Source organism: Clostridia bacterium (assembly GCA_017620395.1).
Taxonomy (GTDB): Bacteria; Bacillota; Clostridia; order Oscillospirales; family RGIG8002; genus RGIG8002.
The window spans coordinates 67,115-84,373 of sequence record JAFZQJ010000022.1 but is presented as its reverse complement, the minus strand read 5'-3'; the positions used below and the strand labels follow the sequence as shown (position 1 = coordinate 84,373).

Below are 17,259 nucleotides of genomic sequence, written 5' to 3'. Positions count from 1 at the left end.
AGATTAAAAACGTCCGCCTGGGTCACAGGCGGACGTTTTGTTGTTTATTTATATTCCGTATTTGATCTTCAATCGCTCTATCTTTTTGCCTATAGGTTTCGCGAGGAGCAGCAGGAAGATGACGTTCGATACCGCGTAAATTATCGTGAACGGCAGGGAAGTGCCGATCTTCGTCGCGTATACGGCGAGGTTGAATTCGTTCGTGTACCACATCGCCGTTTGAATATCCATTATCAGCGAGAATATCACACCCGACAGCGCGCCGTAAACGCAGGTAATTATCAGATTCCTGCGAAGCAGAGGGGCGAGCAGGCCGGCGAAGAGTCCGACGAGTCCCCACGCGAGCATCTGATACGGCGTCCACGGGCCCTGCCCGAAGTAGAAGTTCGATATCAGCGCGGTCATCGCGCCGCAGATAAAACCCGCTTCGCCGCCGAAATACATCGACAGCAGTATTATTATCGCCGTTACCGGCTTGAACGCGGGTATGACCGCGAAAACGAGCCGTCCCACGATCGACAGCACGCACATTATCGAGATCACGATAAGCTGCCTTGCGCTGTTTTCTTTTTTCTCAAACGAAATGAAGAGCGCCGCGAGCGATATGACGACGATAACGAGCGAGAGATAGGCGTAACTCTTATCGGAAAAGACGGTCGCCGCGAGCAGTACGCTTATCGGTACGGAAAGCAGCAGGATCGCGATCGAGAGCTTCTTTCTCATGCCGGCTTCCTTCCGTTTATTCTGCAAAGCTTCACGACGTCGTCCGCGGTTACGGCGCGGTCGTAATGCCCGCGGCTCATTCTGCTTGCGGCGGTCGTATAAAAGTTGTTTTCCGAGAAGAAGGTTTCGGGGTCTTCGACTGCGGCGACGGAGCCGTTGAAAAACAAGGCGCATCTGTCCGCGCAGGAGGCGGCGAATTCGACGTCGTGCGTGACGAGCAGAGTAGTCACGCCGTCTGATTTTAGCTTGCGGAGTATTTCGATCACGCGCCTTTTCGCCGCGGCGTCGACGCCTTTCGTCGGCTCGTCGAGCAGAAGCAGGCGCGGCTTGAGCAGAAGCGTTTTCGCGAGCGCACAGAGCTGCTGTTCGCCGCCGCTCAGGTCGTAAGGATGCTTATCCAGATAAGGCGTCACGTCGAACGGGAGCGAAGAGAGTTCTTCGCTTATTTCTGCGAGGTCATCGCGTATCGTTTCATGCAGGAAGACCGTCTGCACGTCCTGCGGCAGCATCGCGACGCAGTTTTTGTATAGCTCTCCGCTTTTATAGGCGGAAATCTTTTTGCCGAAAACCTCGACTTTGCCGGAATAGGCTTTAAGCAGTCCCGCCGCGACGGATAGTGCCGTCGTTTTACCTGAGGCGTTATCGCCGAGGAGGCAGTATATTTCGCCTTCTTTCACGGAAAGATCGAGATCGCAGAGCACGTCGGGAAGCTCTCTTCCGTAGCGGAAGAAGACGCGTGAAAAACGCAGCGCTTCTTCGCCGGAAGTACGCTCCGGCGCGGGCAGTTCTTTGGTTTCGTTGCCGTATTTCTCTATAAACGCGCGGCCTTCCTTGACGGTCAGCGGGTATTCGCAGTCCGCATCGAGCGCCTTGCAGACGCGCACCGCGCAGGGCATCGCGGCTTCCATAGAGTCGCTCTTGTCCATTCCCGCGGCGACAGAGCGCGGCTCTCCGTACGCGATAAGCCTGCCGTCTTTAAGCTCTATCGCCTTGTCCGCGGCGAGAAAGAGATCTTCGAGGCGGTGCTCGGAAATGATTATCGTCAGAGAAAGCTCGCGGTTGAGTTTGGCAAGAGTCGATATGAATTCGGACGCGGCGATAGGATCGAGCTGGCTCGTCGGTTCGTCGAGAAGCAGGAGTTTCGGCTGCGTTACCATAACGGAAGCGAGGTTGAGAAGCTGCTTCTGACCACCGGAAAGCTCGGATACGTCGCGCAGGAACCAGTTGCCGATGCCGAAGTAGCTCGCCATTTCGCTGATGCGGCGGTTTATCGCGCTTTTTGAAGCTCCCGCGCTTTCAAGTCCGAACGCAAGTTCGTGCCATACCTTGTCGGTGACGATTTGAGTTTCCGGCTTCTGCATAACGAAGCCGATTTCGGTCGCGGCGGTTTTGGCGTCAAGGCCGGAAAGCTCGGTGCCCTTGTAAAGTATGCTGCCGGATTTTTCGCCGGCAGGTGAAAGCTCGCGTTTCAGCATACGCAGAAGCGTGGTTTTGCCGCAGCCCGTCTCACCGAAAAGCACAATGAAATCTCCGGCGTTTACGCTGAACGAAACGTCGCTTAGCGCCTCGCGGTCGCATTTCGGATATTTAAATGTCAGATTCTCGACGTTAAGTATCTCCATTTGAGTATCTCCGTTATCTCCAGGACGGCGGGCAGAAGCGCAAGCGCCCCGTAGGAAATATATGAAGCGACTATCAGCGTTGTCGTTTCGGGAAGCGCGACGTTCGGATAGAATTGCATTGACAGTCCGCCGACCGCGGCGAAGGTTATCGCCGAAGCGGCGAGAAGTACGGTTATTATCGTGAAGATTATATCCGAAGCGTGATACTTATAAAGAGTGAATGACGTCCTGTGCTTCAATCCGTAGCCGCGCGCTTTCATTGAATCGGCGGTGTCGATCGAGTTTTCGAGCGACCAGGTGGTGAGTATCGAAAACACGCGCGCGGAGCCTTTCAGCTTGTCCGTGATGTTATCGGCGGTATAAAGTCCCATTGCCGTCTGCGCAGCTCTGATCTTTTCGTGCTGCTTTTTGAAAAGCGGGATATACCGCAGCGCGGAGCACAGTATGACGGAAGTCTTAGGAAGCACGCTTCCGACAAGATACAGCAGCTTTTCACCGGTCATTACCGCGGAAAACGAACGGAACCAGATCAGTATTCCGATTATCATTACCGCCGAGACCGCGCCGTATATGACGGCCTCAAGCGTTACCGGCTTGTTGTTGATAAAAAACAGCTCGGTGTCGCCGTTGTGCGAAATAAGCGGGTTTATAACGGTTATCCCGAAGAAGAGGAGGGAATAGAGCAGTATTCCGCTTTTTTCTCCGCTTTTTCTGACGCATATGAGGCAAAGCGTTGCCCCGAGCAGAGATAGGGCGAGTATAACCGGGTCGAGCACGAACATCGGCAGCAGTATTACCGTCAGAAAGTATATGAAAAGAGCCGTCGGGTGAAGGCGTTTGATATCGGTCATCCGTTTTCAGCGTCCTTTCCGAGATCGAGGGTGTAAACCCATTCGATAACGTCGCCGTCCTTGATATCGTAGCTGCCGCAGCCGACGTCCGGAGTGTATTTGTTCACGCGGTAGATCCAACCGGACAAAGCGCCGTACTGCATCTCCGAGAAACCCGCGATTGAGCTTACGTATACGCTCAGAACCCCTCCGGCGTTGCCCGTGTAATTGATTTTTATCTGATTTGCGCGGGTTACCGCGAGCAGTGCGTCGAAGACCGTGTCGCCTTCATTGATAACGTATTTAGTCGGCTTGAGGATGTATCCGTCCTCGGGTATGTTCTCTTCAACACCCTCGAGTATGCGGCAGCTGATGCTGATAGTGACGGTATTGTCACCTTCACCGGCGCTGCTCAAGTTGACGGAATAGTAATCTTTGACGGAAGTGAAGTTGAGAAGCAGAACGCCGCAGATGAGCAGGATCGCGACTACGGCGATAGGTATGACATTCTTTAGCGACGCTTTTTTCTTGATCGCAAGAATCACGCAGACGGCCGCGAAAAGAAGCCCTATCGCGCCGCAAACGTAGAACTTATAAGAGACGTTGCCCGTCGTATCGCTTGGATCGGAACCGGAAGAAACGCTTCCGATAATTGATTCCGACGAGTATTCCGAGGACGAGTAAAACGAGCTGTCGCCGATCGATTGGCCGGAAGAGGCCTCATCGGACGAGGCCTCGGAATCGGACTCCGTACCGTCGCTGCCGTTGCCTGAGCCGCCTTCGGGCGTTGACCCTCCCGGCTGTGAAGCTTCCTGATTGCCCGAGTTGTCACGGTTATCATCGGAAGAGTCATGATCCGGAGTTACGACGGACGGCGGGTCGGGCTCTGCTGTGGCGGGCTTTTTGAACGAAAAGAACGAAGACTTTCCGGAGGAGAAGCGTTCAGCGGCGACGATCGCGCGCGCCGCCTGCTCGGTCGCGATATTATCCCGCTTTGCGATTTCCGTTACATGGCAGTATGAGCCGTCTTGAAGCTGATAGCGGCGAAGACCGTCGTAAGCGGTCGCGCCGTTTTTTATAAAGCGCGAGTCGGATGCGGGATCAATGCCGAGCGACGTTAAGGCGATTATGACCTGCGCGGTACTCTCGCAGCTGAGCGTGTTCCGGAAGCCGCGGAAATCTCCGTTGTCGGTTTGTTTCCCGGAAAGGAAGCCGAGGGCTCTTTCTACAGCGGACGCAACGTTGCTTCTGCTTTTGTACGGAGCAAGCGCCTGAAGTGCCATAGCCGTCATATCGACGTCCGACGGGCCGGAAAGAGTCCAGCCGTTATCGGACATCTGGCTGCCGAGTATTTCATCTATCAAGCCTTCTCTTTTGTTCTTGGTGCTTTCGTATCCTCCGCAATCAAGAAGGATCAATTCAAAGAACAAGGCGTTTATAGTGTTGTTTTTTAATTCCGCTTCAAGGGCGGATCCGACAAAATCGTTGTAAATTCCGGCGGCCGTGTAAGCAATCGCGATACGTTCATAATCGGTGGGTTTGGTCAGGGCGTTTGCGGAAGTATAAGCGTCAAGCGCTGCCGCGTATTTGTTTCCGTTCAGCGAACCGTCGTGCCTCATAAGGTCGATGAACAGCCAGTCCGCGTCGTGCGTACCGACGTTTTTCGAAAGAACGTTATCAATATATCCCTGAAGCGATCCGCCTTCGTTCGCGAGCAGGGAAAAGAGCTTTGAGCCTTGTGATGAATACGCGCTTGCGGGCAAGGCAAAGCCTGCCGCGATAACGAGTATCAGCAGCAGGCATGCTATACATTTTTTGAAAAGCGTCTTTTTCAAGTCGGACTCCGTCAGATTATTTTATAACTCTTTCGGTGTCGCCGTGCATTACGCCGGTCAGACCGGAGTCGGGTTTGCCCGTGCCGGGTTCGTCACCGCCGGGCTGTTGGCCGCCGGGAGCGGGAATAAGCTTCGCGGCGATGCGCAGGACGTAGAGCGCGTCGGAGACGGTGATCTCGCCGTCGCCGTCCATATCGCAGATCGCGAGCGCTTCACCGGTGACGGGAACAAGCTTTGCGGCTATACGAAGAACCCTTAAAGCGTCGTTGACGGTAATCTCGCCGTCGTCGTCCATATCGCCGGGGAGGATGTTTGCCGCGGGAAGCTCGGGGATGTCGATCTCGGCGTCGGGAGCGAAACGGAGGATGAGCGGCAGACCGTTTTCGGCTTTTTTGTCAATAGAGATCGAGTACTTGCCGGCGGGCAGGAGAGCGTTGTCAAATGCGATTTTCCCATCTTCGTCGGTGGTGAACGTGACCTCTCCGATGGTGACCGTCATACCGACGACCGGGTTGGCGGTAACGATGGGATTCCAGTCGCCGTCATACGTCGTGTCGTTGCTGGTAAAGCGGATAACTCCGCTGTCGATTTCGGCTGCGTCGATAACAGGGTACTGCATACCGACTCCGTAGGGATCGCCGTAGTAGAAAAGGACTGAGTCTCCGTCTGCGAGATTGACGCCGTTTATTCCGGTTGCGGCTTCGATTCCGTTGACGGTGAACAGCCAGCCGTCCCAGCCGCTGAAGGTGCCCGCGGCGTCACCGTTGATGCTTGTAATGTAAGGGGAGGCGCCGTCGGCTCCGACTACGGTCAGATTTTCGTTCTGTTCGTCGGCGTAGACGATCATATCCTGAACAGTGAGACTATCGGACGTGTACGATACCGTGACGTCGTCATAGAAAAGGTTTTCGTTTATGCCTTCGATGCGAAGCTTGACGGTCATCGTTTTGGGTTTCTCGGGTACGGAAACTTTATAGTCGGGCGCGAGGCGCAGGACGAGCGGAACGCCCTTGTCGCCCTTTTTGTCGATCGAGAGAGAATGCTCGCCGGCGGTGAGATACTGTTCCTCTATTGTGATCTTTCCGTCTTTGTCGGTAACGTAAGTAACGGGCGTTTCGCCGCCGAAGACGACGGTCATATCGGCAACGGGGTTTTCGGAAACAACGGGGTTCCAGTCGGAATCATAAGTTGTATCCATGCTCGTGAAGCGGATAACGCCGTTCGCGATATCGGAAACGTCGGGAACAGGGTACTGCATACCGACTCCGTAAGGATCGCCGTAGTAGAAGACGACGCTGTCGCCTTCTTTCAGATTGTAATTGTTGACTCCGACGGGCGGCTCCTCGCCGTTCACGGTGTAGAGCCATCCGGAATACCCGCCCATCGCGCCGGCAACGTCGCCGTTGATGTCCGTTATATACGGGGCGGACCCGGTCGCGCCGACGACGGTAATGGCGTCGCTGTTATTGTCGGCGTATATGATCAGATCCTGAACGGTGAGGTTCGCCGAGGAATATTGAATAGTCAGCGTATCATAGTAAAAGTTCTGCGCCGCACCTTCGATGCGAAGAGTGACGGTCATCTGATGCTGCGCGCCGGCAAATACCGCCATAGGCAGCGCGGCTGTAACTATAGCGAGGGCGAGCAGAACGGTCAGGATTCTCTTGATGTGTTTCATTGTTTTTTCCTCCATTTATAAAAGCCTTTTCCGCTGTTTGAGCAGAAAAGGCGTATAACAAAACAAGACCGATTGAATCGGCGGAATGTTCACGCTCTTCGCTGCCCAAAAGCGTTCTCCGATAAAACGGAGCCGAACTCTCTTCCGGTAGGCGACCCGACTTGTGACGTTTCCGTCAGATACGGTAATGGCTGTTGCGGCGGATTCTCACCGCGCTTCTCCCGGGCCGGAAGAGTATTCAGTTTACGACTGCATTATAGCAATACCGGATGTGTAATTATATGACGATTATACAACTTTATATAAAAATCTACTCATTTTGACACGAGCGTCCGATGCGTTGTCCCATCACGACCGGGATCTCTTCTCCGGAATCGAGCTTAAACGCCCCGTCAACTGAAGCGCATCCTTTTTCGAGAAGGAGAATTACGGTGCTTCCTCCGTATAAGAAACGCCCTTTTTCTTCGCCGCGGCTGAATTCGTGAACGCCGTGATAGTTGTCGATCTTGCCGACGAGCATGGCGCCGACCTCTATCTGCACGGCGTCTCCGAAGTTTTCGGTGTGCATCAGAGTGTATTCGCGGCAGTTCTCGATAAACACGGGCAGCGCTTCAAGCGCCGTAGGCCTTACCGTATGCAGAAATCCGGGGATAAAGACGTTATCGTCTTTTTTGCCGCCGTCGAAATAACAGTAGCGGTGATAGTTATCAACACAGAGACGGAATACGAGGCACAGACCGTCTTCGAATCTTCGCGCGAGATTATCGTCACGGAGCAGGGAGGATACCGTGTATCTGCTTTGCTTGACCGGAAGCACGGTATCGCCGCTTATGCTGTAAGCAGTCAGCAGTCCGTCGCACGGCGAAATAAGCGAGTGAGGATCCGTATCAATCGGACGGTATCCTTCGCGTATCTGTCTGCAGAAGCAGTCGTTGAAGCATTTGAAATCATCGGCGTAGTACTGCGACAAGTCTATGTTGTTCTTCGTGACGAACTTATTAATCAAATGCTTGGAGAGGCGGGAATCCAGATATTTGCCGCAAAGACGCGAAAGCCATCTGCGCTTGATAATTTTCAAGCACAGACGGCCGAATGCGTTGTTATAAAGGATTCTTACGGATTTGCTTTCGCCCATGACGGCTCACTTCCTTAATTGAAGATAAGCAGTATAGATATCGCAATAAACTCGATGGCGCCGATGGCGACCATTATCAACACCTGCTTCATCGTCGGTTTTTTGAAGCTGAACTTCGCAAGGAAGAGATAACCTGTAATCAGCATAGTAACGAAATACAGGGGAGTCAAATCGACGCCGAGCGTGAGGTCGAAGATATAGCGCAGAAGGAGAACGGTGGGGAAGATGAGGGCGGACGAAGTTACGGGAAGTCCGGTATACGTCGTCGGGGAATCCGGTGCGGTCTGCATGCGCTCGTCTTCTTTGACGTTGAAATATGCAAGGCGTATCAGAGCCGCGAGCGAGAAAAGCACGAGTACGGCGATAATGGCGATTTTCAGCGCGATGAAATACCATTCGACTCCGCCGAAAAGCTCTTTAAAAATCGCGGGAGGTTCGACCGCGGAAGCCTGCGGATATATACCGCGGAAAAGCGGGGAGGTGTTAAGCGCCGCGTATCCGATGCAGGCGGGAAGAACGCCGAAAGCGACGACGTCGGAAAGCGAATCGATCTGTATTCCGAACTTGCGCCCGCTGTCAGTGCGGTCCTTTTTTGTTCTCGCTACCTTTCCGTCAAACGCGTCGCAGAGTCCACAGAACAGCAAAAAGAACGCCCCTATGTACGGATGGCCGTTGCCCGTCAGGGATATAATCGTGCCGAGCGTAGCGGACGCCAGCGACAGATACGTCAGTATGACGGTGTAGTCATATATTCCTATCATTGTTTTTTCTCCCCTTGAAATAGATGTAAAGCATAAACAGTCCGCATGCGAACACACAGATGTAGAATGAAAGCGTTCGGCTCAAAAGCTCGAGCGTTCCCGGCGTTACAGGCGATTTTTTTATAAGATTGCTGAAACCGTCAATCATCAGATAGTCCGTAACGCCGATCGAGCCGGGTATCGGCACAAAGGTCGAACCAAGCAGAACGTAGATCTGCATTACGAAGATATTGAATATCTCGGCTCCGCGTCCTCCCAGCGCGATGAACGTAAACATCGTTACCGAGATGACCGAAGCGCGTTGCAAAATGTTTATTCCGAGCACTTTGGCCATCATCGGACGCTTGCCGTGGAGATACTCCGCGTATTTGTCGTATTCAGCCATTTTGTCGCTGAAGGTGTTTTGCAGCTTGTCCTCGTCGCGTATGATATGCAGCTTCGCTATGAAGTGGATCAGCCGTCTGCCGATGCCGTGAAGGAGTTTTTTGTTTTTCAAAAGTATAAGCACCAGCAACGCGAGGGTGAACTGTATGACGGTGCCGACGATTATCATAATACGGGACACAACGCTGAACTTCATAAACAGCGAAGGCCGTGCGATAAAAGCGAAGATGCCGAGCACCGCGATTGAAAGAGTGTACATCAGCAGGTTGACGAGAAGCGCGATCGCGGCGAATACTCCGGGGATACCGTCCTTTATCATTACGTACGCCTGCGCAGGCTGACCGCCGGTCGCGGACGGCGTTATCGATGAAAAGTAGAATCCGGTTGAAGAGTAGAGCAGTCCGCTTTTCAGGCGTCTTCCGTATCCGAAGGAACGGCATATATACATCAGCGAAAGCGCTTCAAACAGAATATATCCAAACGTGCCGCATACCGCCGCGACGATCCACGGAGCAGAAGCGGAGGTGGCGCTTTTGAAAAACTCGCTGAAATGAAAGTTGCGGTTGAAGGAAGTTACGGCAACCACGCTGAGCGCCGCTATGACTATAAAGAGAATAGACCACAGAACGCGGTGAGAGCCGCGCTGTTGCTTTACGTCGTTCTCGCTTTCGTTAGTCGGGCTATTGCTCAAGTGACATTTCCTTTCGGGCGTCTGTTGCGAGGCGCTTTTTGTTAATGGACGCAAAGATCCGGTCTGCGCGTGTCAAGCGGCAGATGAGAAGGCCGATCTCGGCGACCAGCACGCCGGCCGGTATGTCTATCAGAACGTGCTGGTGTATCAGTACGGTTGAAGCAAACACGAGCATCGTGAATACGAAGGAAACCGGCGCGTACCACTTTCTGATACCTTTCAGATGGAGCGACCCTCGGAAACACATCCAGCTTTCGAGGCAATGGAGCGACGGGAAGAGGTTGATCATCGGAGTATCGATGAAATACATCCAGCCGACAAGCGTATAAAACGGACCGGTCTGCGTTATTTCCGGCCGCGTCATCATCGTCGGGTAGAGTATAAATACCGTCAGAGAAATGAACTTCGCGATGATCTCTCCGGTCATGAAGCGATAGCAGAGTTCTTCGCTCTCCCTTGCGATAAGCGTGAAGCCGACGACCCATTGCACGTACGAAAGCACGTATATGATTATGAATACGGGAACGAGCGGGACGTCAACGCCGAGAAATATCAAATTTACGTTTGCCGTCGTATCTTCCGCAAGCATATGCGGAGGACCGATAACGCCGAGCAGTAAAAGCAGCTTCGGCAGGTAATAGGCAAGCATATTGAAACCCAGTACGGTCCAAAGGGGAATGACCGCGTATTTCGGGAATATCTTCCTTAACAGCTTCATTTGCTCCTCCGGTTAAACAGACGCTGTAAGATTATAACTGTATATTCAAAGAAAGTATATCAAATTATGATGATAATATCAAGACATTTTTATAATCATTTGAAAAAATGCGTTTGTATTATTATGCTCACGCCGGAGCGGAAAAACGCATTCATATTTATATAATACCGCCGTCTATGCATTTTTCAACAAACTCGGCGAACAGCGCTTCCGGCCAGGTGAACCATTCACGCGTGTAGTTGCATGGATTGTCAACGTCGAATCCTTCGTGAAGGTGACGTTTTCCGGCGTCGGTGGAAACGATCATATCGAGCATTTCGCGTTTTTCGACGTCGTCGTTAGAGGTCAAACCCTGCATTGCAAGCGACATATGCCACACATAATTATGAGGGGTGTGCGGCGAACCGATGCCTCTGGCGTATTTACCGCAGTAGTAATAAGGGTTATCCGCGCTTAACAGGAAACGGCGGGTGTTGAGATAAATCTCATCGTCGGCGGCGGAATATCCTATATACGGTATAGACAGCAGACTGGGCACGTTTGCGTCGTCGATCATGGAGTAACGGCCCATTCCGTCGGTTTCGCACGCGTAGATCCTGCCGTATTTTTCGTGCTCAACGATGCAGTAGTTCCGTATCCCGTCGTCTATTTCATTTCGTAGCGCGTCGCATTCGGACGCGAGCGATTCGTTGCCGCAAACGCTGCGGAGCATTTCCGCGGCGTAACCGAGAACGACAGTTGCAAACATTTCGGAAGCGGTTAGATAACCGTAAACGCAGTCGTCGTCGCTCGGTCTGAAGGCGGAACGCGTCATACCGGTATACGCTGCGGGCGCGCCTCTGCCGCCGTACGGAAAGTCGTCCGGGGTGAGTCCGTCTTCGAGACGAATGAAGTAATAAGGCGAATTCTCTTCGTGCCGCTGCTCGATCCTCCACTGATCGATAATGATACGCATTACGGATTCAAGTTCGTTCTTTATTATTTCGGTTTTGCCGGTCTGCTTGTAATATGAATAAAGCAGGCGAATGGGATAGCAGAGGGAGTCGACCTCATATTTGCGTTCAAACACCCAAGGATTGTTTTTCGGCAGATCCTCAGTATGGCCTTCGCCGTTAGGTTCCTGATTGAACGCGTTGGCGTACGGATCTATCCTGATATACATAAATTGTCGTTTGATCACGCCTTCGATAATTTCGGCGATTTCAGGATCGTTCGCGAGGGCGACGTAATGATATACCTGGGCGGATGAATCCCGCAGCCACATCGCCGGTATATCGCCGGTAAGCACGAAGTACGTTCCGTCGTCGCATTTACGGACGGCGGTTTCAAGAGTGCTTGCGCAGCAGTTTCGGTAAAGTTCGCAAAGTCTCTCGTTGTTTTTGATTTTGGAAGAGTAAAAGTCAATTCTCTTAATAAGAGAAGTGGGCAGTTTCATATCGTTCACCTCATAATCATTGATTTGTCGTTGCGTATTATAATAAAAATCGGGTATCCGCGTTGTAATGCGCGGACACCCGATGGTCCGAGTGACTGGAATCGAACCAGCGGCCCCTTGAACCCCATTCAAGTACTCTACCAAGCTGAGCTACACCCGGATTCGGTCAACGGCATATAGTCTATCACAGCTTTGGTGAAAAAGCAAGAGTATTTTTCAATTTTCCGCTTAATAATTTTGTTCTTTTCAGCTTTAGGATTGCGAATCAACGCCGATATTACTGATAATTCGTTGATTTTCTACACATTTTTTTCATATTTTATTAAAAATTACTTGACAAAAGTTCTTAACGGGTATATTATTAGTAAGCTTGACAACAAGCAGAGAGTGCCCAGATGGGAATTGAACTTCTTCATTACTTCCGGTTCACGTCCGATTTTGAGCAAAAACCAATTATTTTTGGAGGAGAAACATGTACGAAGACAAGACCTTGGTATGCAAAGATTGCGGAGCCGAATTCGTGTTCACCGCCGGTGAGCAGGAGTTTTACGCGGAGAGAGGGTTCCAGAACGAGCCCTCCAGATGCAAGGAATGCAGAGCTAAGCGCAAGAGCGCAAGCAGAGAGATGTTCGAGACGACCTGCTCTCAGTGCGGCGGTGTTGCCAGAGTTCCTTTCCAGCCCCGCGACGACAGACCGGTTCTGTGCAGCGAGTGCTTTGCCAAGAGCAGAGAGCAGCAGTAATAATTGCTCTCCATACCAAGTAGCATAGATTTGCTTACAAGGTAGAATAAATGCGTTCCGTTTTTTTCGGAACGCATTTACTTTTTTGAAACAGTGTGGTATAATATTACTACACAAAGGAAAGGAAGTGCAATTATGGTTGATAAGAATTGGGTTATCGGAACCGTTCTTGATAAGTATCCCGATACTGCGGAGCTGTTTTTCGGCATAGGAATGCATTGTCTCGGTTGCCCCGGCGCAAGAAGCGAAACCATCGAGCAGGCCTGTATGGTTCACGGCGCCGATTGCGACGCGCTCATTGACGAAATCAACGCTCTTATAGGAGAATAATCAAACCCTGCCGAAAGCCGCCTGAACGGCGGCTTTTTTTGTGTATTTTTTTATTGAAAGCGCAGGCGCATTATGCTATAATAGTCTTGTAAAACATCGGAGGAATTCAGATGAAACTGCCGCCGCGACTTGAATACGTTTTTTCTTTTACCGAAAAATGCCGCTTAGCCGCCGATATCGGCACGGATCACGGCAAGATTGCCGCGGCGCTCGTGCTTTCCGGCCGCGCCGAACGCGTTATCGCGAGCGACGTAAACGCCGGTCCGCTTTCTAAAGCGGAGGAGCTTTCCGTGAAGCTCGGGCTGGCCGATAGGATCGAGCTACGCCTCGCGGACGGTCTCGCCGGCATGGAAAACGCCGGAGTCGATCAGATAATAGTCGCGGGTATGGGCGGCGAGCTTATCGCGTCAATAATCGAAGCCGCGCCGTGGGTTAAGAAACCGTCCGTGCGCCTCGTTCTTCAGCCGATGACGACTTCGCCGGAACTGCGCCGGTATCTCGCTTCATCGGGATTCTTCATCAAGAGGGAAGGCGCCGTCATTGAAGACGGCAAGCCGTACGAGGTGATTGCCGCCGTATATACTGGGGGAAAACGCGATTGCGTTCCCGAAGAAGCCGAGATCGGAGGATACTTCGAGGGTGAAGCGCAAGCCGTGAGGGCGCTTCTCGTCAAGAAGCGAAGCGCACTGGAAAAGCGTCTCATCGGTGCCGAAAGAAAGAACGACGGCGAGGCTGACGTTATCAATCGCTTAATCAGCAGGATAAATACACGTTTGGAGGAACTGTAATGGCTTCTGTCGGAGAAATACTCAACTTCTTATGGAAAGCGGCCCCGCCTGAACTCGCCGAGGGCTTTGACAACGTCGGACTCATAGCGGGCGACGAAGAAGTCAACGTTACAAAAGCGCTACTGGCGCTCGATATCACCGAGGAGGTTATCGCCGAGGCGGTCGAGCAGAAAGCGCAGCTTATCATAAGCCATCATCCCGTCGTTTTCGGGAACGTCAAACGCTTCACGCCTCAGGATTACGTTTCAAAACGCGCGTATTCGCTCGTCAGAGCCGGTATTTCCGCGATATGTATGCACACCAATCTCGACGCCGCCGACGACGGAGTGGGCGAGACGCTGGCAAAAAAGCTCGGACTGACGGATATCCGCGAAATCGAAGGCACCGGTGAAAACGGCAACTGCGGACGCATCGGCTTCCTTGAAGAACCCGTTGAGCCCGAATGGCTCGCCTTGCGCGTGAAAGACGCGCTCGGATGCGACGCGGTGAGGTACGTCGCCGGCGACAAAAAGATCTCCGTGGTCGCCGTTATCGGCGGCAGCGGCGGCGACTTCGCGGAGCTCGTGATGAATTCCGGTGCCGACGCTTTCGTTACCGCCGACGTGAAGCATCACCAGTTCATTTACGCAAAAGACAGCGGATTGACGCTGATCGACGGCGGGCACTATGAAACGGAGTATCCTATTATACCGGAACTGAAGTCGCGCCTTGAGGAGGAATTCACTATGGTCAAGTTCGTTCTCTCCGAGCGCGGAAACGTAATTAAGACTCTATATTAAGGATTTGAAATGGCACTTGACGCTGCGTTTTTGAAGTTAATATGCGCCGAACTGAACGAGCGCGCCGCGGGTGCGAAGGTGGATAAAGTCTACCAGCCCGAACGCGACGAGTTCGTCTTTTTCCTGCGCGGATTCCGCGAAAACATGAAGCTTCGTATATCTGCTTCGTCGGCGAGTCCCGCCGTGTACTTTACCGAGCATTCAAAGGATAATCCGAAGCAGGCGCCGACGCTTTGTATGCTCGCCCGTAAGCTTTTCATAGGCGGCAGATTCGTCGTCGCCGAGCAGCCCGGTATGGAGCGCGTCATTACGCTTAAATTCGATTGTACCGACGAAATGGGCGATAAGGTCGAACGCCGCGTCGTCGCCGAAATAATGGGGCGCAGCAGCAATATCCTGTTCACCGACGGAGACGGAAGGATAATCGAATCCGTCAAGCATTCCGGCGCGGATCCGGACGCCGTCCGCTGCATAATCGCCGGTATGCCATACGCTATGCCGCCCGCGCAGAATAAAGCCGATCCGTATTTGCTTACCGGGGAATCTCTGTCGTCGATCCTGTCCGCGTCCGACGAATCGCTTTCGGACGCTTTGCTGCATAACATCGCAGGCTTTTCTCCGATAGTCTGCAGGGAAATCGCGTTCAGAGCCTCCGGCGACGCCGAAACTCCCGCGTCGCACGCTGACGCCGGAAAAGTATACGCGGAACTCGGCAGTCTGCTTTCGAAGCTCGAAAACGGCGGGAATCCTTCAGTTGTGTGCCGCGCCGACGGGACCGCGGCGGATTTCTCTTTCTTTTCGCCGTCCGTTTACGGCGTCGCGATGGAAATCAAAAGGTTCGACAGTCCGTCTGAACTGCTCGATTTCTTCTATTACGAACGCGACCGCGCCGAGCGGCTGAAGCAGCGTACTTCCGAGCTTTCGCGGCTCGTCTCGCGCAGCATCGAGCGGGCGGTCAGAAAAGCCGCGGCGCAGAGCAGGGAACTCGCGGAATGCGAAAACGCTGAAGAACTCCGCGTGCGCGGCGAATTGATTAACGCCTATCTGCACGAGATAAATCCCGGATCGTCCGTCGCCGTAGTCAAAAACTATTACGATAACTATAACGAGATACATATCCCGCTCGACAGCGCTCTTTCTCCGCAGCGCAACGCGCAGAAGTATTTCCGCGAATACCGCAAAAGCTATACCAGAAAGAAAAAGCTTGCCGAACAGCTCGAACTCGGCGAAGCGGAGATCGAATGGCTCCGCTCGGTAGCGGACGAGCTCACGCTCGTTGAAACTTCCGAGGATATTTCGCGTATACGCGAGGAGCTCGTGTCCGAGGGGTATCTGCGTCCCGCGCCTTCCAAAAACGCCAAAAAGCCCGCCAAAAGGCCGGAATTCTCTTTTGAGTGCGTTACCACTTCCGACGGTTTCAAGGTCTATTACGGGAAAAACAACCTCCAGAACGACGCGCTGACCATGCGTTTCGCATCAAACAGCGATTTATGGTTCCACGTCAGGGAAAGCTTCGGCGCTCACGTCGTGCTTCGCCTTGAGGGAAGGGAACCGACCGAAACCGCCGTTTACGAGGCTGCGAAAATCGCCGCCGCGCACAGCAAATCCGCCGAAGGCACGAAGGTTTCGGTTGACTACACGGAAATCCGCAACGTAAGAAAGCCGAAAGGCTCGAAACCGGGTAAAGTCTTCTACGTAAACTTCAAGACGATAATTGTGTAAAATTTTTACAAAAAATCGCGCCGTTTCTATTGAAACGGCGTTTTGAATGTGGTATAATTCGTCCATATTTTTAATAAAGGGGTAGAGATAAATGAGCGGAAACGTGCGTCCTGCAGAAATGAAAAGAATCGAAACGAAAGAACTCGCCGAACAGTTCATTCAGCAGCAGATCAAAGAGCTGCGCGAACAGATCGGCGACAAGAAAGTCCTTCTCGCTCTCTCCGGCGGCGTCGACTCCTCCGTGGTCGCGGCTCTGCTGATCAAGGCGATAGGCAAGCAGCTTACCTGCGTTCACGTCAATCACGGTCTACTCCGCAAGGGTGAGCCGGAACAGGTAATCAAGGTGTTCCGCGATCAGATGAACGCCAACCTCATCTACGTTGACGCCGTCGACCGCTTCCTTGATAAGCTCGCGGGCGTTTCCGATCCGGAAACCAAGCGCAAGATCATCGGCAAGGAGTTCATCGACGTCTTCGCCGAGGAAGCTGCAAAGCTGGACGGCATCAAGTTCCTCGCTCAAGGCACTATCTACCCGGATATACTCGAAAGCGACGGAGTAAAGGCGCACCACAACGTCGGCGGTCTGCCGCCGGAGCTCGATTTTGAGCTCGTTGAACCCGTTAAGCTCCTTTTCAAGGATGAAGTCAGAGTCGTCGGCGAGGTCCTCGGGCTCCCGCACGGCATGGTCTACCGTCAGCCGTTCCCGGGCCCCGGACTCGGCGTCCGCTGCACCGGCGCGATAACCCGCGACCGCCTCGAGGCGCTTCGCGAAGCCGACGCGATAGTTCGAGAGGAGATCGGAAAACTCCCCGAAACGCCCTGGCAGTATTTCTGCGTGATTCCCGACCTTCAGTCGACCGGTATTAAATACGTTGACGGTCAAGGCAAGCGCTATATGGGATGGGCGGTCATCATCCGTGCGATCAACACGATTGACGCCGTGACCGCCGCTGTGCCGGAGATACCGTTTGCCGTCCTCTGCAAAATGCGCGATCAGATCGTCAAGATCCCCGGAGTCAACCGCGTCCTTTGGGACATCAGTGAAAAGCCCGTCGCCACGATAGAATACGAATGATCGGATAGTAT

16 protein-coding genes and 1 tRNA gene are annotated in these 17,259 nt (G+C 52.8%); 6 read left to right on the top strand and 11 right to left on the bottom strand.

Annotated elements, in window-relative coordinates:
* Window positions 1–48: 48 nt before the first annotated feature.
* From J5441_04430 to J5441_04380, 11 genes are all read right to left on the bottom strand, one after another.
* Window positions 49–723, bottom strand: a complete 675-nt coding sequence (locus tag J5441_04430; protein MBO4934400.1) for an ECF transporter S component — start codon at window positions 721–723, stop codon at window positions 49–51.
* Window positions 720–2,345 (bottom strand): ATP-binding cassette domain-containing protein, encoded by a 1,626-nt coding sequence (locus J5441_04425; GenBank protein MBO4934399.1) that lies wholly within the window; start codon window positions 2,343–2,345, stop codon window positions 720–722. The genes J5441_04430 and J5441_04425 overlap by 4 nt, the downstream gene beginning before the upstream one ends.
* The gene (locus tag J5441_04420) at window positions 2,318–3,196 is read right to left on the bottom strand and encodes an energy-coupling factor transporter transmembrane protein EcfT (protein MBO4934398.1); all 879 of its coding nucleotides are present in this window, start codon (window positions 3,194–3,196) and stop codon (window positions 2,318–2,320) included. The genes J5441_04425 and J5441_04420 overlap by 28 nt, the downstream gene beginning before the upstream one ends.
* Window positions 3,193–5,010 carry a DUF4430 domain-containing protein gene (locus J5441_04415; protein MBO4934397.1) on the bottom strand — a complete coding sequence of 606 codons (1,818 nt, stop codon included), beginning with the start codon at window positions 5,008–5,010 and terminating at the stop codon, window positions 3,193–3,195. Before J5441_04415 ends, J5441_04420 begins: the two co-directional genes overlap by 4 nt.
* Window positions 5,011–5,026: 16 nt before the next feature.
* On the bottom strand, window positions 5,027–6,688 hold the full coding sequence (locus J5441_04410) for a DUF4430 domain-containing protein (protein ID MBO4934396.1): 1,662 nt from the start codon (window positions 6,686–6,688) through the stop codon (window positions 5,027–5,029).
* A 310-nt stretch (window positions 6,689–6,998) separates the two neighbouring features.
* The gene (locus J5441_04405) at window positions 6,999–7,823 is read right to left on the bottom strand and encodes a phosphatidylserine decarboxylase (GenBank protein MBO4934395.1); all 825 of its coding nucleotides are present in this window, start codon (window positions 7,821–7,823) and stop codon (window positions 6,999–7,001) included.
* Between the two features lie 14 nt (window positions 7,824–7,837).
* Window positions 7,838–8,584: a CDP-alcohol phosphatidyltransferase family protein gene (locus J5441_04400; protein MBO4934394.1), complete on the bottom strand. Its 747-nt coding sequence runs from the start codon at window positions 8,582–8,584 to the stop codon at window positions 7,838–7,840.
* On the bottom strand, window positions 8,568–9,659 hold the full coding sequence (locus J5441_04395; GenBank protein ID MBO4934393.1) for a flippase-like domain-containing protein: 1,092 nt from the start codon (window positions 9,657–9,659) through the stop codon (window positions 8,568–8,570). The genes J5441_04400 and J5441_04395 overlap by 17 nt, the downstream gene beginning before the upstream one ends.
* Entirely contained in the window at window positions 9,649–10,377 is a 729-nt protein-coding gene (locus J5441_04390; protein ID MBO4934392.1) for a phosphatase PAP2 family protein, read from the bottom strand. Before J5441_04390 ends, J5441_04395 begins: the two co-directional genes overlap by 11 nt.
* Before the next feature lie 157 nt (window positions 10,378–10,534).
* A complete protein-coding gene (locus J5441_04385) occupies window positions 10,535–11,812 on the bottom strand; it encodes a glycoside hydrolase family 125 protein (protein MBO4934391.1) in 1,278 nt (425 codons plus the stop codon).
* Between the two features lie 83 nt (window positions 11,813–11,895).
* Window positions 11,896–11,972: transfer RNA gene (locus J5441_04380), tRNA-Pro, on the bottom strand.
* 312 nt (window positions 11,973–12,284) lie between these two features.
* On the opposite strand from J5441_04380, the gene J5441_04375 reads away from it, so the two are divergent.
* The 6 genes from J5441_04375 to guaA all read left to right on the top strand — a co-directional run bounded on the left by J5441_04375 (window position 12,285) and on the right by guaA (window position 17,248).
* A complete protein-coding gene (locus tag J5441_04375) occupies window positions 12,285–12,554 on the top strand; it encodes a zinc-ribbon domain containing protein (GenBank protein ID MBO4934390.1) in 270 nt (89 codons plus the stop codon).
* 135 nt (window positions 12,555–12,689) lie between these two features.
* A complete protein-coding gene (locus J5441_04370) occupies window positions 12,690–12,884 on the top strand; it encodes a DUF1858 domain-containing protein (protein ID MBO4934389.1) in 195 nt (64 codons plus the stop codon).
* A 110-nt stretch (window positions 12,885–12,994) separates the two neighbouring features.
* Window positions 12,995–13,672 carry an SAM-dependent methyltransferase gene (locus J5441_04365; GenBank protein MBO4934388.1) on the top strand — a complete coding sequence of 226 codons (678 nt, stop codon included), beginning with the start codon at window positions 12,995–12,997 and terminating at the stop codon, window positions 13,670–13,672.
* Complete coding sequence (locus tag J5441_04360) at window positions 13,672–14,451, top strand: Nif3-like dinuclear metal center hexameric protein (protein ID MBO4934387.1); 780 nt, start codon at window positions 13,672–13,674, stop codon at window positions 14,449–14,451. Before J5441_04365 ends, J5441_04360 begins: the two co-directional genes overlap by 1 nt.
* A 9-nt stretch (window positions 14,452–14,460) precedes the next feature.
* A complete protein-coding gene (locus J5441_04355) occupies window positions 14,461–16,173 on the top strand; it encodes an NFACT family protein (GenBank protein ID MBO4934386.1) in 1,713 nt (570 codons plus the stop codon).
* Window positions 16,174–16,264: 91 nt separating this feature from the next.
* Entirely contained in the window at window positions 16,265–17,248 is a 984-nt protein-coding gene (gene guaA / locus J5441_04350; protein ID MBO4934385.1) for a glutamine-hydrolyzing GMP synthase, read from the top strand.
* Window positions 17,249–17,259 lie beyond the last annotated feature (11 nt).

What these genes read in the sequence shown, in the direction of transcription:
- J5441_04375 (MBO4934390.1), top strand. Translation starts at nt 12,285, where the DNA reads ATGTACGAAGACAAGACCTTGGTATGCAAAGATTGCGGAGCCGAATTC.
- J5441_04365 (MBO4934388.1), top strand. Translation starts at nt 12,995, where the DNA reads ATGAAACTGCCGCCGCGACTTGAATACGTTTTTTCTTTTACCGAAAAA.
- J5441_04425 (MBO4934399.1), bottom strand. Translation starts at nt 2,345, where the DNA reads ATGGAGATACTTAACGTCGAGAATCTGACATTTAAATATCCGAAATGC.
- J5441_04400 (MBO4934394.1), bottom strand. Translation starts at nt 8,584, where the DNA reads ATGATAGGAATATATGACTACACCGTCATACTGACGTATCTGTCGCTG.
- J5441_04355 (MBO4934386.1), top strand. Translation starts at nt 14,461, where the DNA reads ATGGCACTTGACGCTGCGTTTTTGAAGTTAATATGCGCCGAACTGAAC.
- J5441_04360 (MBO4934387.1), top strand. Translation starts at nt 13,672, where the DNA reads ATGGCTTCTGTCGGAGAAATACTCAACTTCTTATGGAAAGCGGCCCCG.
- J5441_04390 (MBO4934392.1), bottom strand. Translation starts at nt 10,377, where the DNA reads ATGAAGCTGTTAAGGAAGATATTCCCGAAATACGCGGTCATTCCCCTT.
- J5441_04430 (MBO4934400.1), bottom strand. Translation starts at nt 723, where the DNA reads ATGAGAAAGAAGCTCTCGATCGCGATCCTGCTGCTTTCCGTACCGATA.
- J5441_04370 (MBO4934389.1), top strand. Translation starts at nt 12,690, where the DNA reads ATGGTTGATAAGAATTGGGTTATCGGAACCGTTCTTGATAAGTATCCC.
- J5441_04410 (MBO4934396.1), bottom strand. Translation starts at nt 6,688, where the DNA reads ATGAAACACATCAAGAGAATCCTGACCGTTCTGCTCGCCCTCGCTATA.
- guaA (MBO4934385.1), top strand. Translation starts at nt 16,265, where the DNA reads ATGAGCGGAAACGTGCGTCCTGCAGAAATGAAAAGAATCGAAACGAAA.
- J5441_04405 (MBO4934395.1), bottom strand. Translation starts at nt 7,823, where the DNA reads ATGGGCGAAAGCAAATCCGTAAGAATCCTTTATAACAACGCATTCGGC.
- J5441_04420 (MBO4934398.1), bottom strand. Translation starts at nt 3,196, where the DNA reads ATGACCGATATCAAACGCCTTCACCCGACGGCTCTTTTCATATACTTT.
- J5441_04385 (MBO4934391.1), bottom strand. Translation starts at nt 11,812, where the DNA reads ATGAAACTGCCCACTTCTCTTATTAAGAGAATTGACTTTTACTCTTCC.